Here is a 23,060-nt window from a genome sequence, read left to right as displayed (position 1 = left end):
CCGCCCGGCTGGCGGCGCCGAGCGCAATCTGCGCCGGTGCCCCATGTGCGCCGGGCCGGCTACGACAGGTCGACGATCCCGTTCGACACTGCGTAGATCAGGGCCTGCACGCGATCGCGCACACTCCATTTGCGCAGGATGCGTCCGATCGCCGCCTTGACGGTTGGCTCAGCCAGATGCAGTTCGTGAGCGATCTCAGCGTTGCTCCTGCCCTGCGCGATGAGCCTCACGATATCGAGTTCGCGGGCGGTCAGCGGTTCGCGAGCCACGTCGTCGCGAGGGTCAGGGGCCGAAGCGACCTTGGCGACGAGTTCCTGCGAGATCGAGGGAGAGAGCACCGGTCGGCCTTCGTACACCTCGTGCACAGCGCGGATGATGTCGCGCGGTTCGGTGTCTTTCACCAAGTAGCCAGACGCCCCGGCGCGCAGGGCGGGGATGACATGTCGGTCTGACGAGAACGTCGTCAGCATCAGCACTCGCATGACCACGGGCAGACGGGTGATCGCCTTGGTGGCGTCGATGCCCGACATCTGAGGCATCTGGGTGTCCATCAGGATGACGTCGGGCATGTGGCGTTTGGCCAGCGCGATGGCGTCGAGGCCGGTGGCTCCCTCGGCGACGAGGGTGAGGGAGGAGTCCAGCCCGATGAACATGCGAAGCGCATGCCGCACGAGTGCTTCGTCGTCGACGACGGCCACGCGGATCTGATTCACGAGATCATCGTACGTTCAACGAGTTCAGGCCTCTGCCAAGTCAGTACTTTGGTATGTATCAGTGCTCGGTTCCGCGGTGTATCGTCATGTCCATTCGTCGTCAGACAGGCTCGAGGCGGCCGTTTCATGCGCTGTGGGCGACAATGGTGGTGTGAGCTCTTCGAACCATCAGGTCTTTCGATTGCAGACAGACCAGCCGCGCGCGCGTCTGCCGCGGTGGGGAAGTCTCGCCCTGGTGGTCATCGCTGTGGGCGTCATCGCCTTGGAGAGCATCAGCTTCGTCTCTGACTCGATGACCTCCTGGCAGCAGCAGCTCCTCGAACTGGCGATGGTGCTGATGCTTCCGCTGTTCGCTCTGGCTCCGGTCGCCGCCGCGATATCGCTGGCGGCACTGGTCTTCGCACAGGCGGTCATGCTGTCTCCGGGCGGATATCTGCTCTTCGCCGCCGCGACGATCGGGCTCGTCGTCTACGCCTGCCCGCGGTGGTGTCTCTGGACGCATGTGGCGGTGATCACCGCCGTGGGCGTCATCGCCAACGCACAGGCGGGAACACTCACGAGCCTGGGGCCATTCGCGCTGGCCTTCATCGCCCTCGTCTCTGCGTTGATCGGCGTCGGCGCCAGGCGAGCCTATTTTCGCTCGGTCGAGCTTGCAGACGCTGCGTCCCGCAACGAAACGGAGCGAGTGCAGGCCGTCGCTGCGGAGCGCGAGCGCATCACTTCGGAGCTGCATGACATCCTCGCCCATGACGTGACGCTCATCGCCATGCATGCGCGGGTCATGGAGGCCATGGACGATCCCGAGGTGAATCGGGAGTCACTGGCCGTGATCAAGGGCAGCGCCACACGGTCGCTCGCCGACATCCGCAGGCTGCTGAACACGGTTCGAACCGACGAACTCGTCGATGATCAGCCGTTGGGAACCGACGTCGCAGCAGCTGCGCGCACCGCACAGGTCGAGCTGGAGTCGATCGGAGCCACGGTGAACAGCCGCACGGAAGGCCTCGAGAGTCTTCCGCCGGCAGTGGCCAGCACTCTGGTGCGCGTGATCCGAGAGGCGACGACCAACATCGTCAGGCACGCCGGCCCGGCACCGACGGTAGCCATTGACATCGTGCGCCAAGGTGCCTCTGTCACGGGTCTGCTCACGAACTCCGTCGGCGTCGTCGACGATGACCTCGACGAGTCGACGCATTTGGGGCTCGACCGACTCTCTGCCCGAGTCGAGACGCTCGGCGGGGAACTCTCAGCGACTGCTGACGGAGAACGCTGGAGTCTGCGCGTGGTGATCCCGCTGTTCTGACGCCAAGCGCACGGTCAGCGCGTCTGTATGCATACTTTGGTATCCATTCTCGGCAACCCGTTCGGCTGACGAAGACCTGCTTGGTAATCTCGAGGTGTCGGCTGTGAGCGCTTGGCGTGCACAATCCGGGGGGAGCCGGTTGGGCCGCTTCGCTGCATGTCAGCAGGCGGCCCTCTCTTTCTCTTGGCGTCTCAGACCCGGCGGTATCATCGCCACATGACGCATTTCCTGACCCCGTCACTGCCGGTCGATGGTGAGATCCTGGTGCAGCGCTCGCGCTTTCTCAGCAGGCTCGTCTCGGTCGAGAGCGAGACGGAGGCTCGGGCAGCCATCGCGCAGGCGCGCTCGGCGCATCCACAGGCCAGGCACCACTGCAGTGCCTTCATCGTCGGCGAACGAGCCGACATCCTGCGCACCAATGACGACGGCGAGCCGTCGGGCACCGCGGGCCGCCCGATTCTCGACGCGCTGCAGAGCGCTGGTCTCGGGCACGTCGTCTGTGTGGTGACCCGGTATTTCGGCGGGATCCTGCTCGGCACGGGCGGCCTCGCCCGTGCATATCGCGAGGCCGCCACAGTCGCGATCGACCGGGCGTCGCTGCGCGAAGTGCGCGAGTGCGCGGTCATCGAGGTTGCTGCTGCACACCACGATGCGGCCATTGTGCAGCGCGCGGCTCGTCAGCGCGGCTGGGCACAGATCGGTGCTGTCTGGGAAGCGTCGGTGACCCTGCGATTGGGCGTGCCGCTCGCAGAGGCGGATGACGCACTCGCCCACCTGGTGCAGGTCACCGCGGGTCGGGTGCGCGGCGTCGTCACCGACCGTCGGCTGATGTGAACATCGACCATGCGTGTCGCGCGTAGAATACTCTGCATGCCATCGACACCTGCATTCGCCATGACCATCGCGGGCTCTGAGGCCACCGGAGGCGCCGGAGCCCAGGCCGACCTGAAGACCTTTCAGCAGCTCGGAGTCTTCGGCTCCATCGCACTGACCTGCATCGTCTCGTTCGACCCTAAGAACAACTGGAGCCACCGGTTCGTGCCGGTCGAGCCGCAGGTGATCAGCGATCAGATCGAGGCGATCACCGCAGCGTACGGCCCTGATCAGCTGAAGACCGTGAAGGTCGGCATGCTGGGCACCACACCGACCATCGACCGTGTGGCCGCCGCGCTGACCGAGCGCTCGTACCAGAACGTCGTGCTCGATCCCGTGCTGATCTGCAAAGGGCAGGAACCCGGCGCCGCGCTTGACATCGACACCGCGCTGACCGAGAAGGTGCTGCCTCTCGCCACGTTCGTCACCCCGAACCACTTCGAGAGCGAACAGCTCTCGGGCATGGCCCGCATCGACGGCGAGCAGGACCTCGTCGAGGCGGCCAAGCGCATCTACGACAAGAGCGGCGCGGCGGTGCTCGCCAAGGGAGGCGTCCGCATTCCCGGCCCCGACGCGATCGACGTGTTCTACGACGGCACCACGCTCGAGGTGCTCCGCGTGCCCAAAGTCGGCGAGCATGTGGTGGCCGGCGCGGGATGCTCTCTCGCGGCCGCCGTGACGGCTGGCCTTGCTCTCGGGGACAGCCCGCTCGAAGCCGCACATCGTGCGAAGGACTTCGTGACCGCAGGCATCAAGGGGCGCGTCGAGTCGAACGCCCCGTTCGATGTGCTCTGGCAGGGTGCGGCGAACTGACGTCGATCTGACGGCCGTCACCGGCCATCGCAGGGCTGAGGGCCGCGTGCACGCAGAGCGCACGAGGCCCTCAGCGTCTCGGTCGGCAGATCAGAGATCTGAGCCGCCCTGCTCCAGCGAGTCGAGGTAGCGCAGAATCACGCCTTCGCGCAGCGCCCAGGGGCTCACCTGCAGCTCGTCCACATCGAGCGCCTTCATGGTCTGATGCAGAACGATGCCGCCGCCGACGATTTGGAAGGCCCGGTCAGCGGTGATGCCGCGCAGGCTCTGCCGCTGATCGGCAGGCAGCTCCGCGAGCTTCGGCAGCCACTTCTTGAGATCGCTGCGCTTCAGCCACTGTGACGAGATGTTGCCGTGCGTGTGCGTCTCGCCGGCCAGTCGTGCGAGGGATCGGATGGTCTTCGAGCTGCCGACCACATGGTCTGGGCGCGGCATCTCGGCGAACACGTCTGCCGCGTCGGACACCAGCTCGAAGGCATGGCGACGCAGCCGACGAATCTGATCTTTGGTCGGAGGGTCGTCATGCAGATAGCCGATCGTGCTGCGACCTGCGCCGAGCGGCACCGAACGTGCCGAGATCGGATACTCCGAGGGGCCGATCGCCATCTCGAGCGACCCGCCGCCGATGTCGATGAGCATGATCGTGCCCGACGACCAGCCGAACCAGCGGCGTACCGCCAGAAACGTCAGCCGTGCCTCGTCCTCTCCGTCGAGTACCCGCAGGTGCACGCCGGTCTCGTTCTCGATGTGTTCGAGCACTGCGGGGCCGTTGGTCGCCTCGCGCACCGCCGACGTGGCGATGGCCACGAGGTCGTGCACCTTCTCTGCCCGTGCGCTCGCGACGGCCTGTGCGATCGAGGTCACGAGATGGTCGACGCCCTCATCGCTGATCGAACCGTCTGCCGTCAGATACCGCATCAGACGCAGTACGGACTTATGCGTCGAGTACGGTGACGGGTTTGCGCCGGGGTGGGCATCCACCACGACCATGTGAACGGTGTTCGATCCGACATCAAGAACCCCAAGGCGCATGCGTCAAGCCTAGTGTGCGACGTGCGCCTGCGTGCAATCGGCGCTGGCGTCGAAGCGCCGCGGCGTAGAATGCACAGCGTGTCTACCGAGAAATGCGTTGCGCTGATCGACTCCGGAAAGGGGCTGCTGCCCACCGCACAGTGGATCCACCGTCTGGCCCCCGACCTGCGTGTGCTGCTGATGACCGACCCGGCCGGTTCGCCGTGGGGCGAACGCGACCCCGGAGACGTCGTCGAACGCGTCTTCGCCATGGCCCGTCGGGCCCGAGACGCCGGTGCCCAAGGCATCGCGCTGGCCTGCAACACCGCGAGCATCGTGGCACGGGAGCCGCTGCGCGACCAGTTCGAGCCGCGCATCCCCATCATCGCGACCGTGCCGGCAGTGAAACCGGCTGCACAGCGATTCGACCACTTCGCGGTCTGGGCGACCGAGACGACTGCGCACAGCGACTACCTCGCCGACCTGGTGCAGGTGTTCGCCGGTACGAAGCAGGTCGACATCGTCGGCAGCCATGGCCTTGCCGATGCGATCGAGCACGCAGACGCCGACCGCATCGAGGCGGCTGTTCAGGACGCCGTCTCGCGCACGCCCCGAGTGCCGGCCGTGGTGCTGGGCTGCACGCACTACCCGTTGGTCGCCGACGTGATCGCCTCTGCACTGCCGCCTGGAACGGTGCTGCTCGACAGCGCCGAGGCCGTCGCACGACAGACCCTGCGTCGGCTCAAGGTGCCGGCGGATGCGTCGGTCGCAGAGTTCTCTGACGACGCCGCCTTCGCTGCGGCTGGCGTTCGAGACGCCGCCGAACTGACGTGGGCGGAGCACATCGTCCTGTAGCGGTTCTGCTCAGATCTGATGCTCGAGCAGCGTGCGCTGCAGGTCAGGCCAGGCCTTGGCGAACCCGGGATGCAGCTCGAGACGGGCGACCTGCGTCAGCGGGATCCAGGCGACCTCGAGGCTCTCGGCGTCGGAGCGCACCGCGTCGAACGGCCGTGTGACGCGGGCGAGCACGGTGACGTACGACCAGAAGCCCAAGTCGTATCGGTGCTCGGTGATGGGGTCGATCGCGTCGCTCGGCACTCCGGCCTCCTCGCCGGATTCGCGGAGGGCGGCCTGCAGGGCAGTCTCGCCCTCGCGGCGAGCGCCGCCGGGAATGCCCCAGGTGCCGCCGAAGTGACTCCACTCGACTCGGTGCTGCATGAGGACGCCGCGGTCGGTGTCATGGGCGAGCAGTCCGGCCGCTCCGAACCGCCCCCAATACCTGCTGCCGTCAGGCCCGGTGACCCAGGCGTCACCCGAATCTCGAACCACATAGCCGTCGGGCGCCGGCTGCAGATACTGACTCCGGTCACTGGGGTGCTGGTTCAGGTCGCTCATGGCGTCAGTCTACTGGCCGTCGGCGGCCACCCCTAGACTGAACGTGATGGCTGACCAGACTTCTGACACCGATGCCGCTTTCGACGATGTGCAGCGCGATGACGCTGTACGCGCGAACGGCGGTGACGCCGACGGGCCGACGGTGCCGTCGCTGGCCGAACGGCTGACGCCCGATCGCGATCGCGACGATCTGGACGCCGCATTCGAGCAGTTCTTCGACTGGGTGAGCGCACGAGGCATCGAGCCCTATGAGCATCAGCAGGAGGCCGTGCTCGAGCTTGCCGGTGACGCACATGTGATCCTCGCCACGCCGACCGGCTCGGGCAAGTCGCTGGTTGCCATCGGAGCGATCTTCCTCGCGCTGTGGCGTGGCGGACGGGCTGCCTACACCGCCCCGATCAAGGCTCTGGTCAGCGAGAAGTTCTTCGACATGATCGAGATCTTCGGCGCAGATCGCGTCGGCATGCTCACCGGTGACTCCGCAGTGAACAGCGACGCCGACGTGATCTGCTGCACGGCCGAGATCGTGGCCAACCAGGCACTGCGCGACGGCGACCGGGCGGGTCTCGACACCGTCGTGATGGACGAGTTCCACTACTACGGCGACAGCGAACGCGGATGGGCCTGGCAGGTTCCGCTGCTGCTGCTCGCCGATGCGCGCTTTCTACTGATGTCGGCCACTCTCGGCGACGTGAGTGGGCTGCGAGCCGACCTGGCCCGCCGCACCGATCGCCCAGTCGCCCTCGTCGACGACGCCGAGCGGCCGGTGCCGCTGCACTTCGAATATTCGCTGACGCCGCTGCACGAGCTCGCCGAAGAGCTGATGCATTCGCGTCGCGAACCGATCTACGTCGTGCACTTCGCACAGGCGGCGGCGATCGAGACCGCGCAGGGGCTGGTCAACGCCGGTCTGGTCGGACGTGAGCGTCGTGACCGCATCAAAGAGGCGCTCGGAGACTTCCGCTTCACCACAGGATTCGGCAAGACGCTGTCGCGGCTGGTGCGCGCTGGCATCGGCGTGCACCATGCGGGCATGCTGCCACGCTATCGGCGGCTGGTCGAGCAGCTGTCGCAACAGGGGCTGCTCGCCGTCATCTGCGGCACAGACACATTGGGCGTCGGCATCAACGTGCCCATTCACACCGTGCTGTTCACCGGTCTCACCAAGTTCGACGGGGTGCGTCAGCGTCATCTCACGGCTCGTGAGTTCCACCAGATCGCAGGCCGTGCCGGGCGAGCCGGATTCGACACCGAGGGCGACGTCATCGCGCAGGCCCCCGAGCACGAGATCGAGAATGCGAAGATCTCGAAGAAGTACGCCGACGACCCGAAGAAGCGCCGCAAGGTCATGCGCAAGAAGGCGCCTGCGGGCATGGTGAGCTGGGGCGAGCCCAGCTTTCAGAAGCTGATCGCGGCCCAACCGGAGCCCCTGCGCTCGCAGATGCGCATCACCCATGGCATCCTGCTCAACGCGATCGCCTTCGGCGGCGATGTCTTCGCCCGGGTGCGATCGCTCATCTTCGACAGCGCCGAGCCGCTTGAGAACAAGTACGCCCTGGCCCGACGCGCCCTGCAGATCTATCGAACCCTGCGCGCTGCGGGCGTCGTCGAGCAGAAGCGCTTCGACGACGGGCGCCTGGTGATTCGTCTCGCCGACGGAGTGGGCGAGCAGGTCGCGCTCGACCAGCCGCTGTCGCCGTTCGCTCTGGCGGCGCTCGAGCTGCTCGACCCCGAGAGCGAGACCTATGCACTCGACGTGGTCTCGATCATCGAGGCCACTCTCGAGAACCCCCGAGTCGTGCTGGTCGCGCAGCAGAAGAAGGCGCGCGGTGCGGCGATCGCCGAGCTGAAGGCCGAGGGCGTCGAGTACGACGAGCGCATGGAGATCATCGAGCAGATCGAATGGCCTAAGCCGCTCGACGAGCTGCTGAGCGCGGCTTTCGACCAGTACCTGCAGTCGGTGCCGTGGGCTGCCGACGAAGAGCTTCGGCCGAAGTCGGTGGTGCGCGACATGTTCGAGCGGGCAATGGACTTTCGCGACGTCATCGGCTTCTACGATCTGCAGCGCTCCGAGGGGGTCGTGCTGCGCTATCTCTCTGATGCCTTCCGCGCGCTGTCGCACACCGTGCCCGAGAGCAGGAAAGACGAGGCGCTCACAACGATCATCGAATGGCTCGGCGTGCTGGTGCGGCAGGTCGACTCCAGCCTGATCGACGAATGGGAGCAGCTCGCGCATCCCGATGCCGAGCAGCTCGCCCGCGATGCCGAGCAGTCGCTGCGCCCCGGGGCTCTTCCGGCCAACCCGCCGCGACTCACCGACAACCGTCGCGGTTTCATCGTGCTGGTGCGCAACGAGATGTTCCGGCGAGTTCAGCTTGCCGCTTTCTGGCGTGTCGATGATCTGGCGGCGGCGGATGCCGAGCACGGCGGCCTGGACGCTGCCGGCTGGCAGCAGGCGCTCGACCGATATCGTGAGCAGTACGACGCGATCGGCTTCGACGCCAAGGCACGCAGCCCTCGCCTGCTCGAGATCGATGAGACGAACCCCCGAGTGTGGACGGTGCGGCAGCGGCTCGAAGACCCGGAGGAGAACCACGACTGGCAGATCACCGCTGAGGTCGATCTCGACGCCTCGGACGAGGCCGGAGAGGCCGTGGTGCGCACGCTCGCCATGCACGAGGTCTGATCCTGCGGCGCGTGAGCTCGTCCAGCGTCATGACGGCTGCACCCGCAGACTCAGATCGGGAGCCGTGCACCGTATGTCCGTCGTGTTCGTGTCGTCACTCTCCGACAGATGCGGTATATTTGAGTCAGACAAAATAAGTCGACGACCCAATCGGGCCGCCTTGGCGCGGCGTCGTGCAGAGTGATGCCGTGCCGCAGAGATGGAGGAACACGGAATGTCTGTACTGACGATCGGCGATCAGTTTCCCGATTACGAGCTCACGGGTGTGGTGCCCGGTGATCTGAGCAAGGTCGAGGCGAACAAGCCGGAAGACTTCTTCACGACGGTCTCGTCGAAGGACAACCCCGGCAAGTGGCGTGTCGTCTTCTTCTGGCCGAAAGACTTCACGTTCGTCTGCCCGACGGAGATCGCGGCCTTCGGCAAGCTGCACGATGACTTCGCAGATCGGGACACCGTCGTCATCGGCGCTTCGGTCGACAACGAGTACACGCACTACGCATGGCGTCGTTCGCACGAAGACCTGCGCGATCTGCCTTTCGTGATGGCCAGCGACATCAAGCGCGAGCTGGTCACAGCCACCGGTGTGCTGAACAAAGACGGTGTGGCCGACCGCGCCACCTTCATCATCGACCCGAACAACATGGTGCAGTTCGTCATGGTCGACGCAGGCTCGGTCGGGCGCAACACCGACGAGGTGCTGCGTCAGCTCGACGCGCTGCAGTCTGACGAACTCTGCGCCTGCAACTGGCAGAAGGGCGCAGCCACCATCGACGCGTTCCACGAACTGGTGCACTGATGACCATCGAGAACCTGAAGAACGCACTGCCGGACTACGCCAAAGACCTCAAACTCAACATCGGCACGCTGCTGCGCGATTCGACGCTGACCGAGCAGCAGCTCTGGGGCGCGATGGCGGCCACGGCTGCGGCGACGAGAGTCGAGTCGGTCATCGTCGAGGTCGTCGGCGAGGCCAAAGAGCATCTCGACGAGACGGCGCTGAAAGCGGCGCTCGGTGCGGCCTCGATCATGGGCATGAACAACGTGTTCTACCGTGCCCGTCACTTTCTGCACGGCACCTATGACGATCTGCGTGCGGGCCTGCGCATGAACATCATCGGGTCTGCAGGAGGCGTCGACAAGGCCGACTTCGAACTCTGGTCGCTGGCCGTATCGGCGATCAACGGGTGCGAGCAGTGCCTCGACGCTCATGAGGCGACCGTGCGTCGCGAGGGCATCTCTCGTGAGCAGGTCTTCGAGACGCTGCGCATCGCTGCGGTGATGGCGGGCATCGGCCAGGCGATCACGCTCGCCGAGGCAGTGGAGATCTGATCCGGCTGCCTGAGCCACAGGACGAACCTCAGACGCGAAGGTCAGCAGAAGTCTGACCGCACGCTCTCGGCGTGAGTCTTCCCGGCTGCAGCTGGAAGGGGCCGGCCCGCATAATGCGGTGCCGGCCCCTTCCTCATCTGCGGGTGAGCCACACGGCTCTTCACCGGCCGAGGTGCTTCGGTTCGGGCTCCGATCACCGGCCAGCGCGGCAGGTGCCGAGCGCAGACGAGTACAGCAGCCAGTCGGGCAGATCAGCAAGGAACGCATCCCGCGTCTCATCGGACCCGGCAGCCCGCCAGTCGACGGTGTCGTTGATCTCGATCTCGAACTTGCGCCACTCGAACCAGTTGATCATGCGGATCTGTGGATACTGCTCATGCACGGAGTCGTCGAACACCTGGTTCCACCACGCCTGCTTGACCGTCAGCTCGTCGGCTCCGCCACGTGACGGCGTGTAGATGGCTGCCGTCTCGGGAATGCCGATGGGCTTGCCGTGCTGCTCGCCGTAGACCGCGTAGAAATCTGGCAGAGCCGAGTCGTCGCCAGCTGTGCCCTGATATGTGCCGGTGAGCATATCGGTGAACTTCGTTCTCTCGATCAGCGGGTCGTTGTCGCCCCAAGGGCGCTGATTGCCCCAGTGATAGAGCGAGACTCCCGCCCAGTCGACGACGTCATCGCCCGGATAGTAGGGGGCATACGGGTCGTCATGCATGGTGATCGTGCCGTCGCCGTCAGTGTCGAGAAGGTGGTGATCGACACTGCCCGGAACCGCGGCGAACTGGCCGCCGACGAAGGGATAGCCGCCGCCGTAGTTCGGAGCCCACATCATCGAGCTTCCGGGGGCACCGTCGTAGACGGCCTCGGCGACGCGCCGAAAGACCTCACGGTACGCCGTCGGCTGCTGGCCCCAGGCGTACCAGGAGCCGTTCATCTCATGGGCCAGCCTGACGATCACCGGCACGCCCGACGCATTGAGGAATGCGAGGTCGGCGACCAGCTTGTCGACGACTGGTTCGCTGAGCGTGGTGAGGCCGCCGTGCGGTTCCAAAGTGAGAAGCAGCGCCCCGCCGGTCGCTCTGACCTGGGCGGCCGCCTCGACGGTATGCTGCCACGTCTCGTCATCATAGGGAATATCCGTGAACTGAACGACGACTGCGGGGTCATGCGACAGCGACTTGCCGTGCTCGGCCAATGACTTGGCCTCCCAATCGAGGTTCACGCCCAGCAGCACGCCGTCATCGGTGCTGTCGAGCAGGTCTCGATCAGTGATCGCGCACTGAGCCGCAGTGGGCTCGGGCGGAAGCGCCTGCCGCATTCCCAGAGTGATTCCTGTGGCGGACAGCGCCATCAAGACGACAGGAACGACGACGGATGCGCGTGTTCGACCAAGTCTGCGGGGTCGATTCTCAGAGGTGTTCATGTCAGACTCCAATGCAATCGGATGCGGCGGTCAGGAGGCCCGGAATGCCGAGCAACAGGAAGACTGGAAAAGGTCGACGTCAGTCTGTGCTGTCTGCAGCCGCCGGCGTGATGGCGGTCACCGTGATGGCGATGGGATGCGCCGCATCGCCCAAGGGTGCACCGGCAGAGCGCGGGGAGTCGGAGACCGCACCGACCAGTGCTCGGCACGATCTGACTTGGGGCGTCTTCCTGCCGCACGACGGGCAGGCGTCGAGCGACTATGCACACGTGACCGAAGTGGCCGGTGACACGCCTGACTACCTCATGCGATTCGCAGCGCTGGACGATCCGGTGCCGGTCGACGGCATCCGTGCAGACTTCGCTCAGGGAGCCACCCCGGTCGTGGCGCTGGAGCCCTGGCAGCCCGGGGCAGGCGTCGATCAGCCGTCGTACGCACTGCGCACGCTGGCCGCCGGAGACCATGACGTCGCTCTGCACCGCTGGGCGCAGGCGCTGGCCGTCGTCGAGGCGCCGATCATCCTGCGCTTTGGCCACGAGATGAACGCGAACTGGTATCCGTGGGCTGTCGGCGTCAACGGCAACACCGCCGAAGAGTACGTGCGGGTCTGGCACCGGCTCGATCGGATACTGGCCGAGCACAGAGCCGACAACGTGCAGATGCTCTGGTCGCCGAACGTCAAGGTGAGCGGCGTGACGACCCCGATTTCCGACACCTTTCCCGGTGCCGAGACCGTCGACCTCATCGGGGTGAGCGGGTACAACTGGGGCGACGGCGAAGGGCACCACTGGACCGAGCCGGCGGAGCTGTTCGGGGCGTCGCTCGACGAGCTGAGAGCGTTGGAGACGACGGCGCCGCTGCTGATCTCGGAGACGGGTTCCGCAGAGGACACCAGCGCCACCCGGCGCAAAGCCGCGTGGATCGACTCTCTGATGCGGCTGAGCGCGAGACAGGAGCGCCTCTTGGGGATCATCTGGTTCCAGATGGACAAAGAACGAGACTGGCGCATCGACTCCAGCCCCGAGAGCGCTGCGGCGTTTCGGCAGGCGCTCAGCGAACTCGCCTGAATGCGTCGGTCGGCCGCCGCCGCACTCATCTGACATCGTTCCTCCGTGTGCTCGCGTGTCGTGCGGTGAGAGACGGCTGTCGACGGCGCCCCCGCGGCTGAGCGACTGCCGGCGCAGGGTTCCAACGCAGGGCGTCAGCCTCCTGCCGATGTATCGGCGTCAGCAGATCGAGCCGGTAGGCCTCGTGCGCACTGCGCATGGCCGCCGACAGCCCGAACAGGCGCAGGTCTGCTCCCTCGGCCCGGACGAGATGCAGCAGCTGCAGCATTCCCGCCAGCCCCGCCGGCGTGACCTTCCGAACCTCGGAGACGTCGATGAGCACCAGACGGTCTTCGCTCAGGAACCCGGCGACCTCATTGCGCAGTCGCAGGGCGGCACGAGAATCGAGCGTCATCGCATCCGGAGTGAAGACCACCGCATCGGCTCGGTCCGAGATCGGCCCGCACAGTGCTGTCGCAGTTTCTGAGACACACGCGTCTCGGGTCGCCGCGGCAGCGTCCTGCCTGCTCGCCGCCGCGGCCACCAGATCGGCGAACAGTGCGTCCTCAGCAGGCGAGGGCTCTCGCACGGCATTCGGATTCGGCCCGCGATAGATCGCCGCTGGAACCACGACCGAGAGCAGAACGACGTCCAGAGCCGTCCAGCCGAAGGCCAGCAGCGACGCCTGAAGATCGGTTGCTCCGATGATCAGGCGAACCCCGCCGATCAGACCCGCTACGAGCAGCAGCGACAGCGCCACCAGCTGCGGCATGACCACGCGGAATCCACCACGAGCGGCTCCGTCGGCCGACTTGGGAGTGACGGCGAACTGCACCGGACGGCCGATGAGGGCAGAGAGCACGCCGTCGACCGAGGCGCGCATCCAGGTGGGGAAGAGCGCGATCGACATCTGCTGACCTCGCCACAGCCCTCGACGACGCCAGCCTGTGACGATGAACAGCAGCTGGCAGAGCACGAAGAGCGGCATGAAGCGCACGGCGAAATCGATCGCACTCGCCTCCATCGGTGCGATGCCGAGGGTGAGAAACACGATCGGAGCGCTCAACAGAGCCACCGCAGCGAAGCCGCTGAGGTAGCTGGTCATGGTGGCGAGATACATGAGCCGCTGCCCGATAGACAGCCCGCGCACGACCAGCGGATTCTGCGTGAAGAACACCTGCATCGTGCCGGTCGCCCAGCGGTGCCGTTGAGCGAGAGCGTCGCGAATATGCTCGGGCGCCAGCCCGCGCACCAACACCTCGTCGTGGAAGACGCTGGACCAGCCGAGTGCATGCAGATGCATGGCCGTCGCCATATCCTCGGTGATCGAGGTGGTGCGCACCGGCTGCACGGCGAGCGCAGCATCGCTGCGTGTGACGGTCATGCGCTGCTGCACGGCGTCGATCGCCTCAGCCACCTCGAGGGGAAGAATGGCCTCCATGCTGCACGCCGTGCGCACACAAGCACGGAATCGCAGCACGACGGCCGCCAACGGCTGTGCCCGCCGAAGTGAGCCGGCAGCCTCATCGATCGCAGACAGCACGTCTGCGAGCACATATGCGGCAGCCTGGTCGGTGGCCCGCACCGACCTGCGAAGCGCCGTCAGCCGATGCCGGGACCGACGCAGATGCCGGTGGATGCGCACCCGGGCGCGTGAGGGAATGCGCTTGAGTCCCAGAGCCATCACCGCTTCGCGACGCAGCACCGCGTTGGAGCCGCAGAAGAAGGCGGCGTCCCAGCCGTCCTTGCCCTGCTGGATCGGGCCGTAGAAGAGCTCGGCTCTGCTGCCGAGCGGGTCGCGCCGCCCGATGTTCCAGAACTCTTGGGGAGTCTGCACGAAGGCGACGCGGTCGTCGGTGAAATACCCGAGCACGGCGTCCAGGAACGAGGGCTCAGGCACCTGATCGGCGTCGAGCACGGCGAAGAACTCTCCATCTGTGCGAAACAGGGCGTTGTTGATGTTGCCGGCCTTGGCGAGACGGGGCCGGCCCTGCCACTCCGGGCCTCGCGTGATGTATCCGACACCGATGCGTCGCGCAGCCAGACGGAACTCGGGGCGGTCCCCGTCGTCCAGAATCCAGGTGTGATGCGGGTATCGAATCTTCTTGGCGGCGATCGCCGTGCGCAGAACGAGCCCGAGCGGCTCGTCGTACGTCGTGATGAACACGTCGACGGTGCGCCCCGGGGGAGCGGCAGGCGGACGTGGACGTTCTCTGGCATTCCAAATCGTCAGCGCGTAGAGCAGCGACTCCGAGAGGTAGTAGGTCTCGGCGACCACCAGCGGAACTGCGAGCCATGCAGCAGACCAGGCGATGGTCTCCGACCACCGCCAGACGATGTATGCGGTGCCGAACCCCGCGACGAGAACGGCGATGAGACGTGCGAACAGCAGTCTGGAAGGGGACATAATGGACGCCTCCACGGCAGGATCAAGGCTGGAATCAGATGAGAGCGCGGCGCCTGTCAGCCGTAGAGCGGCAGGTGCCGGGAGCCTGTCGACGGATCGCCGGGAGCAGAGGCTCACACGGTGTCATCGTCGATTCAGCGGCCACAAGAAGACGCCCACGGGACGGGGGCGCCCCCTGACGGAGATCAGGCGGTCAGACTGCGGATGGAACGAGAGAAGCGGTCAGTGCGGTTGGGGACTGCCGACGAGCGCGTGCTTTCGCCCCAAAGTACTTTGCCCACTGTGCACAGCCGAAGACATGGATGTAACCATTGAGTGAAATGATCGGCGACACAACGAGCTCGCGACGTCGCTAGTCTTGACAGGGTGACGACCAATCAACAGTGTCAGGCAGTGCTCTTCGACCTTGACGGCGTGCTGACGCCGACGGCGCTGGTGCACGAGCGTGCCTGGAGTCAGCTCTTCGAGCGCGCGTTCGCACACTTCGGCGTCGAACGCCCTTACACGACAGACGACTATCTTCGGTTCGTCGACGGGCGCCCACGCTATGCCGGGGTGGCGGCGGTGCTCGCTTCTCGAGGGGTGACCCTCGACGAGGGTGCGCCAACCGACGCTCCGGGGTTCAGCACGGTCTGTGCACTGGGCAATCTCAAGAACGAGCTCTTCACCGAGGTGCTCGCCCGTGACGGCGTCGAAGCCTATCCGGGGTCGAGGGCACTGCTCGACGCGTTGCAGCGCCGGGGCACTTCCGTCGCCGTGGTCTCCAGTTCGCGCAACGCCCGACGTGTGCTCGAGGCCGCGGGGCTGCTGCAGCGTTTTTCGGTGATCGTCGACGGCGCCTACGCGGCTGAGCGCGGGCTCGCCGGCAAGCCCGCCCCCGACACGTATCTCGAGGCCGCACGTCGTCTGCAGGTCGATCCGCGTCATGCCGTCGTCGTCGAGGATGCGCTCTCGGGAGTGGCCTCGGGGCGTGCCGGCGGGTTCGGCCTCGTGGTCGGTGTCGACCGCGGAGCCGGTGCCGCCGCGCTTCGCGAGCACGGCGCGGACGTGGTCGTCACTGATCTCGCCGAGCTCATCGAGACCGATGACGAACTGCCAACATCAGCCGAGTCATCCGCAGAACAGAGTGAAACGGGCGAGAGGAAGCACGCATGACGACATCCGGACGTCTCGCGTTGGGGCGCGAGTGGAGCCCGACCGACATCGACCGAACGCGATTTCGCATCGACGAGTGGGGGCTGCGCGAAGATCGCTTCAACGTTGACGACATCGGCATCACCGAGACGCTGTTCGCCGTGTCGAACGGATACATCGGCTTTCGCGGCAACTTCTCAGAGGGACGCTCCAGCTACGAGCAGGGCACGTATGTGAGCGGGCTGCACGAGACCTGGGAGATTCGTCACGCCGAAGAGGCCTTCGGATTCGCCAAGGTCGGGCAGAGCATGATCAACGCTCCCGACGCGCGGCCGATTCGCGTCTACGTCGACGATGAGCCGTTCATACCGGACAAGGCCGAGATCGTCGACTACCACCGTCGTCTTGACTTTCGCACCGGGCAGCTCACCCGCGATGTGGTCTGGCGAACCCCGGCCGGCAAACGAGTGCGCATCACATCGTCGCGTCTGGTCTCGTTCACGCAGCGTCACCTGGCGCTGCTAACCCTCACAGTGACGATGCTCGAAGGGGATGCCCCCATCGCGATCTCGTGTCAGATCATGAATCGGCAGGATGGCGAAGACGACTTCGGCGTGCGCCAGCATGCGCTGGGCAAAGGGATCGAGCCGCGCAAGGCGAAGCAGTTCGAGCACCGAGTGTTCCTGCCGCGCTATCGCATGCAGAACGATCAGCGCAGCGTGCTCGGCTACCGCGTGGCCGAATCAGGCCAGACGATCGCGGTGGCAGCCGATCACCTCATCGAGACGCGCAACGCGTATCGAAGTTCGCACACCATCACCGACGACCTCGCCCGCAACGTGTTCGAGGTGGATGCGCGCGAGGGAGTGCCCACGACGGTGACCAAGTTCGTGACGTATCACACGTCGAACGGGTATCCCGTGCAGGAGCTCGTCGATCGCTGCGTGCGCAGCCTGTCACGGGCACACGAGTACGGGGCCGACGGGCTGCGTCGGCAGCAGCGACGCTGGCTCGACGCGTTCTGGGAGCGGTCAGACGTGCGCATTCCTGGGCAGCCGGTGATCCAGCAGGCGGTGCGCTGGAATCTCTTCCAGCTCATTCAGGCCTCTGCACGTGCCGAAGGATGGGGTGTGCCGGCCAAAGGCCTCACCGGGTCGGGATACAGCGGCCATTACTTCTGGGACACAGAGGTGTTCGTGCTGCCGTTTCTCTCGTATACCAACCCTGACGTCGCCCGCAACGCCCTGCGTTTTCGCGTGCAGATGCTGCCACAGGCCCGACAGCGCGCCGAGCAGCTCGGCGTCGAAGGGGCGCTCTTTCCGTGGCGCACCATCAACGGCGAGGAGTCATCGGCCTACTACGCCGCAGGCACCGCGCAGTATCACCTCGATGCCGACATCACCTATGCAATCGCGAAGTACATGGGGGCGACGAGCGACTACGAGTTTCTCGCACGCGAGGCGATCGACGTGGTGGTCGAGACCGCGCGCATGTGGGCTTCGCTGGGGTTCTGGCGAGGGAAGAACGGAGAGCGCAGCTTCAACATCCATGGCGTCACAGGGCCTGACGAGTACACCACCGTCGTCAACAACAACCTGTTCACGAACGCCATGGCGCAGTTCAATCTGCGCTATGCGGTGAGCGCGCTTGAGCAGATCTCCCAGCTGCGCCCTGACGACGCGCTGCGCGCTCGCGAACGGCTCGCCGTCACCGACGACGAGATCCGCCGTTGGGAGCTGATCGCCGATCGTATGGAGCTGCCCTTCGACGAGCACTTCGGCATCCACCCTCAAGACGAGCAGTTTCTCAATCGCGAGATCTGGGACGTCGAGAACACCCCGCCCGAGCAGCGACCGCTGCTGCTGCACTTTCATCCGCTGGTGATTTATCGGTTCCAGGTGGTCAAACAGGCAGACGTCGTACTCGCCCTCTACCTGCGCAGCGATCTGTTCAGCGACGCCGAGAAGCGCGCAGACTTCGAGTACTACGAGCCGCTGACCACCGGAGACTCCACACTCTCTGCAGGCGTGCAGTCGATCGTCGCCGCCGAGGTCGGCTACCAGGAGCTCGCCTACGACCACTTCATGTGCTCGCTGTTCACCGACCTCGACAACCTGCACCGCAACACGGAGGACGGTGCCCACATCGCATCCGCCGGAGGCATCTGGAGCACCATCGTCAGCGGCTTCGGCGGTCTGCGCGACGTCGGCGGCGTGCTGCGCTTCGACCCTCGGCTGCCTGCCGGGTGGCAGGAGCTCTCGTTCCCGCTGGCGCAGGCCGGCACACGGGTGCGCTTCACCGTCACGCGAGACACGTTCTTCGCCGAGGTCGAGGAGGGAACGCAGCTGACCTTCTGGGTGCGGGCACAGCGTTTCGTGGTGCGAGCCGGTGAGCCGGTCTCGGTGGTGCTCGACGGCCAGGGGCCGATCATCGAGGGCGAGCCGGACATCGATCAGCTCGAGGGCTTCCGGCGTGAGGACGGCACGCTGCTCACGACGTCGATCCCCGTGGTGACGAGCGAGATTCCGATCGTGCACGGGTCGGTCAGCGCCTGAGCCGACGAATCGAGGTGCGTATGCTCCGAGTCGTATATGTCGCTGCGTCGGAACTCGGTGAGACACGCCAAAACGTCGGCGCATGACTAGCATGGCTGGTATGGGCATTCGAAACGAACGTGCGGCAAATCTTCCGGCCAAACTCTCGCGAAGCTGGCTTCTCGCGCCGCCACATGACGAGCAGTCGCTGCTCGACGCACTGGCGAGTGAGGCAGACTCCGTCGTCTTCGACATCGAAGACGGCATTCCAGACGAGGGCAAAGACGCCGCTCGCGCACTGGCAGCCGACGCACTGAACAACGGGATGAGCGCGTGGGTGCGCATCAACCCGGCAGGCAGCGAGCTGTGGCACCGTGACCTCGACGCGCTGCGTGGCGCCGAGGGACTGCGCGGCGTCATGCTTGCCAAGACCGAGACCGCTGAGCAGGTCGCACTCACCGGGCAGGGTCTCAACCCGGGCACACCGGTGGTGGCGCTGCTCGAGAGCGGCCTGGGCGTCGAGAACGCGCCGTTCATCGCAAAGGCCCCGGGAACCTTTCGGCTCGCCTTCGGCGTGGGCGACTTTCGGCGAGACACCGGGGCGGGCAACACCGCCTTGGCACTCGCGTACGCACGCTCACGTCTTGTGGTGGCTTCGCGCGTCGGCGAGCTGCCCGGGCCCATCGACGGGCCTGTGCTCAGCGACGACCCCGCCGTGATCACGGCGGCCTGCCAGGTCACGGCTGAGATGGGCATGACCGGCAAACTGGTGCTCAAGCCGCAGCAGACGGCCCAGATCAACGATCACCTCGCACCCACGCAGTCTGAGATCGCTTGGGCGCGCGACCTGCTCGACAAAGACGCACAGGGCGATGGGGGAGCTGACGGCAGCTACCTGCCGCGACTGTCTCGTGCGAAGAAGATCAGCCGCCTCGCCGCGTCGTTCGGTCTGTGGAACAGCTGATCGAACAGACGTCCCGCACAGATGCAGAAGGGCCGGCGCACGAAGTGCGCCGGCCCTTCTGCTCCGGTGTCGTGACGAGCCTGACGCTCAGCACGACACCGGGCACATGATCACTTCTGGTGTTCGGCCAGACGCAGCCACGTGTCGACGACCGTATCGGGGTTCAGCGACATCGAAACGATGTGCTGATCAAGCAGCCACTCGGCAAGATCCGGGTGATCGCTCGGGCCCTGACCGCAGATGCCGACGTACTTGCCGGCTGCATTGCAGTGCTCGATCGCCATTGCCAGCAGCTTCTTGACCGCCGGGTTGCGCTCGTCGAACTCGTCGGCGACCAGTGACGAGTCACGGTCGAGGCCGAGCGACAGCTGCGTCATGTCGTTCGAACCGATCGAGAAGCCGTCGAAGTACTCGAGGAACTCGTCGGCGAGCAGCGCATTGCTCGGGATCTCGCACATCATGTAGATCTCGAGGCCGTTCTCGCCGCGCTTCAGCCCGTTGTGCTCCATCAGCTCGATGACGTTTCTGGCCTCTTCGACCGTGCGCACGAACGGCACCATCAGCTTCACGTTGGTGAGCCCGATCTCGTCGCGCACGAACTTCATGGCCCGGCACTCGAGTTCGAAGCAGGCCCGGAAGTCAGGCGAGACATAGCGCGAGGCACCGCGCCAGCCGAGCATCGGGTTCTCTTCATGGGGTTCGTAGCGCGCTCCGCCGACCAGGTTGGCGTATTCGTTCGACTTGAAGTCGCTCATGCGCACGACCACGGGCTTGGGGGCGAACGCCGCAGCGATCATCGAGACGCCCTCGGCCACGCGTTTGACGAAGTAGTCGGTGGGGCTCTCGTATGCCGCGATGCGCTTCTCGATCTCGGCTTTGAGCGCGGGCTCCTGGTCGTCCAGTTCCAGCAGCGCGCGCGGGTGGATGCCCACCTGGCGGTTGACGATGAATTCGAGTCGGGCGAGACCGACTCCGGCGTTCGGCAGCTTCGCGAAGCTGAAGGCCTGATCAGGCGTGCCGACGTTCATCATGACCTTGACCGGGATCTCAGGCATGTGATCGAGTTCTGTGCGCTTGAGCTCGAAGTCGGCGATGCCGTCGTAGACGAATCCGGTCTCGCCCTCGGCGCAGGAGACGGTGACCGATCTGCCGTCGGCGAGGGCGTGCGTGGCGTCGCCGGTGCCGACGACAGCGGGGATGCCGAGCTCGCGCGCGATGATCGCGGCGTGGCAGGTGCGCCCGCCGCGGTTCGTCACGATGGCGCTGGCGCGCTTCATGATCGGCTCCCAGTCAGGGTCGGTGATGTCTGCGACGAGCACTTCGCCCTCGACGAAGTCGACCATCTGATCGAGCGAGTGCATGACGCGCACCGGCCCGGCGCCGATGCGCTGACCGATGGCACGACCCTCGATCAGCACGTCGCCCTTGCCCTCTTCGCCGATGCTGAAGCGCTCGAGTGCCGATGAGTCGTCGCGCGAGCGCACCGTCTCAGGCCGGGCCTGCAGCACGTAGATGCGGCCGTCGACCCCGTCTTTGCCCCACTCGATATCCATCGGGCGCCCATAGTGCTCTTCGATGGCAAGTGCATGCCGGGCCAGCTCCTGCACCTCGTCGTCGGTCAGGCTGAGCCTGAGACGGTCTGGCTCGGCGACGTCGACGAACTCGGTGCTGCGACCGACGGTCTGGTCGTCGGTGTAGATCATCTTCAGCGCCTTGCCGCCGACAGAGCGCTTGAGAATGGCCGGTCGGCCGGCACGCAGCGCCGGCTTGTACACGTAGAACTCGTCGGGGTTGACGGCACCCTGCACGACGCCCTCGCCGAGGCCGAACGCGCTGGTGATGAACACCGCGTCGTCGAAGCCCGACTCAGTGTCGAGAGTGAACATCACACCGGAGGCGCCGATGTCGGAGCGCACCATTCGCTGGATGCCCGCCGACAGCGCGACGTCTTCATGGCTGTAGTCGTTGTGCACGCGGTAGGCGATCGCGCGGTCGTTGTAGAGCGACGCGAACACCTCTTTGATGGCGGCCAGAATGTGGTCGATGCCACGCACGTTCAGAAAGGTCTCCTGCTGACCGGCGAACGAGGCGTCGGGCAGATCCTCTGCGGTGGCAGAAGAGCGCACGGCGAACGAGACGGCCGTGGGATCGTCATATGATCCGGTCAGCGTGTCGAAGGCGCTGCGGATGTCGGCCTCGAGTGCCGAGGGGAACGGCGTGTCGCGAACCTTCGCACGGATGTCTTTGCCGGCCGCAGCCAGGGCAACCACGTCATCCGCATCGAGATCGGCAAGGGTCTTGAAGATGTAGTCACGCACACCCGACTCGTCGAGGAAGGTGTGGAACGCAGCCGAGGTCGTGGCGAAACCCTCGGGAACGTTGACGCCTGCCGATGAGAGGTTCTGAATCAGCTCACCCAACGAAGCGTTCTTGCCGCCGACTTTGTCGATGTCATCGAGGCCGGCCTCGGTGAACCACAGGACGTTTTCTGACACTGGTCTCCTTCAGAGGTAGTGGTGTCGATGGATCATCATCGTCACCCTGCAAAAAAGTATAGTCACGATATGTTTCCGCGTGGTGACACGGTCGCACAGGTCACTTGCGCAGGCTCATGCTGTGCAGAATCACAGACGACATCTCTTCGATCGACTTGCTCGCCGAGTTGACGAAGGGAATGTTGTGACGCCGGTACATCTCTTCGGCGTTGCGCAGCTCGTAGCGGCACTGGTCGAGCGACGCATAGCGTGAGTCGGGGCGGCGCTGCGAGCGCACCTCGCTCAGCCGCTGGGGAGTCGAGAGCAGCCCGAAGCACTTGTCGGCCAGGGGAGCGATCGGCGCCGGGAGTTCGGTCGAGCCGAAGTCTTCGTGGATGAGCGGGTAGTTGGCGACCAGCACGCCGTGCTGAAGCGCCAGATACATGGTCGTCGGCGTCTTGCCGCAGCGTGACGGGGCGATGAGGATGATGTCGCTGCGATCCAGCGCACGCAGACTCTGGCCGTCGTCGTGTTCGATCGCGAACTCCACGGCATGCATGCGGGCGTTGTATCGCTCGAGGTCGCCCTGACCGTGCGCGCGGCCGGGCGAGTGACTGGCCTCAGTGTGCAGCGTCTGCTCGAGACGCTTGGTCGCCTCGCCGAGCAGATCGATGACCAGAGCCCCCGAGGCGGTGAACACCTCACGGATCTCGTCTGAGACCACGGTCGAGAAGACGAGGGGAATGGGCTGCGTCTTCGAGAGCGAGTCGATGTGGCGCACCACGGTGCGCGCGTATTCGACGGTGTTCACGAACGGGATCGTGGCGCGGATGAAGCTGTCGTTCGGAAACTGCGTCAGCAGTGTGTTGCCGAGGGTCTCGGCCGTGATGCCGGTGCCGTCCGACACGAAGAAGACGGAATGCGTCTCGCGCTCTGTGATCATGACTGCCTCTCTGCC

18 protein-coding genes are annotated in these 23,060 nt (G+C 65.6%); 11 read left to right on the top strand and 7 right to left on the bottom strand.

What is annotated here, in order from left to right; all coding sequences use genetic code 11:
• Nucleotides 1-59: 59 nt before the first annotated feature.
• Nucleotides 60-713 carry a response regulator gene (locus F8O06_RS07270; RefSeq protein ID WP_225733435.1) on the bottom strand — a complete coding sequence of 218 codons (654 nt, stop codon included), beginning with the start codon at nucleotides 711-713 and terminating at the stop codon, nucleotides 60-62.
• A gap of 151 nt (nucleotides 714-864) precedes the next feature.
• Here F8O06_RS07270 and F8O06_RS07265 point away from each other — a divergent pair, with 151 nt between their 5' ends.
• The 3 genes from F8O06_RS07265 to F8O06_RS07255 all read left to right on the top strand — a co-directional run bounded on the left by F8O06_RS07265 (nucleotide 865) and on the right by F8O06_RS07255 (nucleotide 3,702).
• Nucleotides 865-2,016 (top strand): sensor histidine kinase, encoded by a 1,152-nt coding sequence (locus F8O06_RS07265; protein ID WP_158038169.1) that lies wholly within the window; start codon nucleotides 865-867, stop codon nucleotides 2,014-2,016.
• Nucleotides 2,017-2,232: 216 nt separating this feature from the next.
• Nucleotides 2,233-2,850, top strand: a complete 618-nt coding sequence (locus tag F8O06_RS07260) for an IMPACT family protein (RefSeq protein WP_158038168.1) — start codon at nucleotides 2,233-2,235, stop codon at nucleotides 2,848-2,850.
• A gap of 36 nt (nucleotides 2,851-2,886) precedes the next feature.
• Nucleotides 2,887-3,702, top strand: coding sequence for a hydroxymethylpyrimidine/phosphomethylpyrimidine kinase (locus F8O06_RS07255; protein ID WP_225733434.1), 816 nt, complete (start codon nucleotides 2,887-2,889; stop codon nucleotides 3,700-3,702).
• Nucleotides 3,703-3,792: 90 nt separating this feature from the next.
• On the opposite strand, the gene F8O06_RS07250 is transcribed toward F8O06_RS07255, so the two are convergent.
• Complete coding sequence (locus F8O06_RS07250) at nucleotides 3,793-4,734, bottom strand: Ppx/GppA phosphatase family protein (RefSeq protein ID WP_158038166.1); 942 nt, start codon at nucleotides 4,732-4,734, stop codon at nucleotides 3,793-3,795.
• A 78-nt stretch (nucleotides 4,735-4,812) separates the two neighbouring features.
• Between F8O06_RS07250 and F8O06_RS07245 the strand changes: the two genes are divergently transcribed.
• Nucleotides 4,813-5,568: a glutamate racemase gene (locus F8O06_RS07245; protein ID WP_192496885.1), complete on the top strand. Its 756-nt coding sequence runs from the start codon at nucleotides 4,813-4,815 to the stop codon at nucleotides 5,566-5,568.
• 9 nt (nucleotides 5,569-5,577) lie between these two features.
• On the opposite strand, the gene F8O06_RS07240 is transcribed toward F8O06_RS07245, so the two are convergent.
• On the bottom strand, nucleotides 5,578-6,108 hold the full coding sequence (locus F8O06_RS07240; protein WP_158038164.1) for an NUDIX domain-containing protein: 531 nt from the start codon (nucleotides 6,106-6,108) through the stop codon (nucleotides 5,578-5,580).
• Between the two features lie 46 nt (nucleotides 6,109-6,154).
• Between F8O06_RS07240 and F8O06_RS07235 the strand changes: the two genes are divergently transcribed.
• The 3 genes from F8O06_RS07235 (at nucleotide 6,155) to F8O06_RS07225 (ending at nucleotide 10,123) form a co-directional block, all read left to right on the top strand.
• Nucleotides 6,155-8,794 (top strand): DEAD/DEAH box helicase, encoded by a 2,640-nt coding sequence (locus tag F8O06_RS07235; protein WP_158038163.1) that lies wholly within the window; start codon nucleotides 6,155-6,157, stop codon nucleotides 8,792-8,794.
• Between the two features lie 214 nt (nucleotides 8,795-9,008).
• The gene (locus F8O06_RS07230) at nucleotides 9,009-9,590 is read left to right on the top strand and encodes a peroxiredoxin (protein WP_158038162.1); all 582 of its coding nucleotides are present in this window, start codon (nucleotides 9,009-9,011) and stop codon (nucleotides 9,588-9,590) included.
• Nucleotides 9,590-10,123 carry a carboxymuconolactone decarboxylase family protein gene (locus F8O06_RS07225; protein WP_158038161.1) on the top strand — a complete coding sequence of 178 codons (534 nt, stop codon included), beginning with the start codon at nucleotides 9,590-9,592 and terminating at the stop codon, nucleotides 10,121-10,123. Before F8O06_RS07230 ends, F8O06_RS07225 begins: the two co-directional genes overlap by 1 nt.
• 193 nt (nucleotides 10,124-10,316) lie before the next feature.
• On the opposite strand, the gene F8O06_RS07220 is transcribed toward F8O06_RS07225, so the two are convergent.
• Complete coding sequence (locus F8O06_RS07220) at nucleotides 10,317-11,543, bottom strand: glycoside hydrolase family 26 protein (RefSeq protein WP_158038160.1); 1,227 nt, start codon at nucleotides 11,541-11,543, stop codon at nucleotides 10,317-10,319.
• A gap of 44 nt (nucleotides 11,544-11,587) precedes the next feature.
• On the opposite strand from F8O06_RS07220, the gene F8O06_RS07215 reads away from it, so the two are divergent.
• Nucleotides 11,588-12,610, top strand: coding sequence for a glycoside hydrolase family 26 protein (locus F8O06_RS07215; RefSeq protein ID WP_192496884.1), 1,023 nt, complete (start codon nucleotides 11,588-11,590; stop codon nucleotides 12,608-12,610).
• A gap of 25 nt (nucleotides 12,611-12,635) precedes the next feature.
• Here the strand turns inward: F8O06_RS07215 and F8O06_RS07210 are convergent, their stop codons facing one another.
• On the bottom strand, nucleotides 12,636-14,996 hold the full coding sequence (locus tag F8O06_RS07210; protein ID WP_158038158.1) for a glycosyltransferase family 2 protein: 2,361 nt from the start codon (nucleotides 14,994-14,996) through the stop codon (nucleotides 12,636-12,638).
• A gap of 366 nt (nucleotides 14,997-15,362) precedes the next feature.
• On the opposite strand from F8O06_RS07210, the gene F8O06_RS07205 reads away from it, so the two are divergent.
• From F8O06_RS07205 to F8O06_RS07195, 3 genes are all read left to right on the top strand, one after another.
• Nucleotides 15,363-16,151 (top strand): HAD family hydrolase, encoded by a 789-nt coding sequence (locus F8O06_RS07205; protein WP_158038157.1) that lies wholly within the window; start codon nucleotides 15,363-15,365, stop codon nucleotides 16,149-16,151.
• Complete coding sequence (locus tag F8O06_RS07200) at nucleotides 16,148-18,685, top strand: glycoside hydrolase family 65 protein (RefSeq protein WP_158038156.1); 2,538 nt, start codon at nucleotides 16,148-16,150, stop codon at nucleotides 18,683-18,685. The genes F8O06_RS07205 and F8O06_RS07200 overlap by 4 nt, the downstream gene beginning before the upstream one ends.
• Before the next feature lie 100 nt (nucleotides 18,686-18,785).
• Nucleotides 18,786-19,628 carry an HpcH/HpaI aldolase/citrate lyase family protein gene (locus F8O06_RS07195; RefSeq protein ID WP_192496718.1) on the top strand — a complete coding sequence of 281 codons (843 nt, stop codon included), beginning with the start codon at nucleotides 18,786-18,788 and terminating at the stop codon, nucleotides 19,626-19,628.
• Between the two features lie 110 nt (nucleotides 19,629-19,738).
• On the opposite strand, the gene ppsA is transcribed toward F8O06_RS07195, so the two are convergent.
• Both ppsA and F8O06_RS07185 read right to left on the bottom strand, forming a co-directional pair.
• Complete coding sequence (gene ppsA / locus F8O06_RS07190) at nucleotides 19,739-22,123, bottom strand: phosphoenolpyruvate synthase (protein ID WP_158038155.1); 2,385 nt, start codon at nucleotides 22,121-22,123, stop codon at nucleotides 19,739-19,741.
• A gap of 100 nt (nucleotides 22,124-22,223) precedes the next feature.
• Nucleotides 22,224-23,045, bottom strand: coding sequence for a pyruvate, water dikinase regulatory protein (locus F8O06_RS07185; protein WP_158038154.1), 822 nt, complete (start codon nucleotides 23,043-23,045; stop codon nucleotides 22,224-22,226).
• Between the last annotated feature and the right edge of the window lie 15 nt (nucleotides 23,046-23,060).

Source organism: Pseudoclavibacter sp. CFCC 14310, from assembly GCF_008831165.1.
Taxonomy (GTDB): domain Bacteria; phylum Actinomycetota; class Actinomycetes; order Actinomycetales; family Microbacteriaceae; genus Pseudoclavibacter_A.
Note: the sequence above shows the minus strand (reverse complement) of the source record. Positions and strands in the feature narration are given on the sequence as shown.

What these genes read in the sequence shown, in the direction of transcription:
- F8O06_RS07260 (WP_158038168.1), top strand. Translation starts at nt 2,233, where the DNA reads ATGACGCATTTCCTGACCCCGTCACTGCCGGTCGATGGTGAGATCCTG.
- F8O06_RS07255 (WP_225733434.1), top strand. Translation starts at nt 2,887, where the DNA reads ATGCCATCGACACCTGCATTCGCCATGACCATCGCGGGCTCTGAGGCC.
- F8O06_RS07250 (WP_158038166.1), bottom strand. Translation starts at nt 4,734, where the DNA reads ATGCGCCTTGGGGTTCTTGATGTCGGATCGAACACCGTTCACATGGTC.
- F8O06_RS07240 (WP_158038164.1), bottom strand. Translation starts at nt 6,108, where the DNA reads ATGAGCGACCTGAACCAGCACCCCAGTGACCGGAGTCAGTATCTGCAG.
- F8O06_RS07235 (WP_158038163.1), top strand. Translation starts at nt 6,155, where the DNA reads ATGGCTGACCAGACTTCTGACACCGATGCCGCTTTCGACGATGTGCAG.
- F8O06_RS07230 (WP_158038162.1), top strand. Translation starts at nt 9,009, where the DNA reads ATGTCTGTACTGACGATCGGCGATCAGTTTCCCGATTACGAGCTCACG.
- F8O06_RS07225 (WP_158038161.1), top strand. Translation starts at nt 9,590, where the DNA reads ATGACCATCGAGAACCTGAAGAACGCACTGCCGGACTACGCCAAAGAC.
- F8O06_RS07220 (WP_158038160.1), bottom strand. Translation starts at nt 11,543, where the DNA reads ATGAACACCTCTGAGAATCGACCCCGCAGACTTGGTCGAACACGCGCA.
- F8O06_RS07215 (WP_192496884.1), top strand. Translation starts at nt 11,588, where the DNA reads ATGCCGAGCAACAGGAAGACTGGAAAAGGTCGACGTCAGTCTGTGCTG.
- F8O06_RS07210 (WP_158038158.1), bottom strand. Translation starts at nt 14,996, where the DNA reads ATGTCCCCTTCCAGACTGCTGTTCGCACGTCTCATCGCCGTTCTCGTC.
- F8O06_RS07200 (WP_158038156.1), top strand. Translation starts at nt 16,148, where the DNA reads ATGACGACATCCGGACGTCTCGCGTTGGGGCGCGAGTGGAGCCCGACC.
- F8O06_RS07195 (WP_192496718.1), top strand. Translation starts at nt 18,786, where the DNA reads ATGGGCATTCGAAACGAACGTGCGGCAAATCTTCCGGCCAAACTCTCG.
- F8O06_RS07185 (WP_158038154.1), bottom strand. Translation starts at nt 23,045, where the DNA reads ATGATCACAGAGCGCGAGACGCATTCCGTCTTCTTCGTGTCGGACGGC.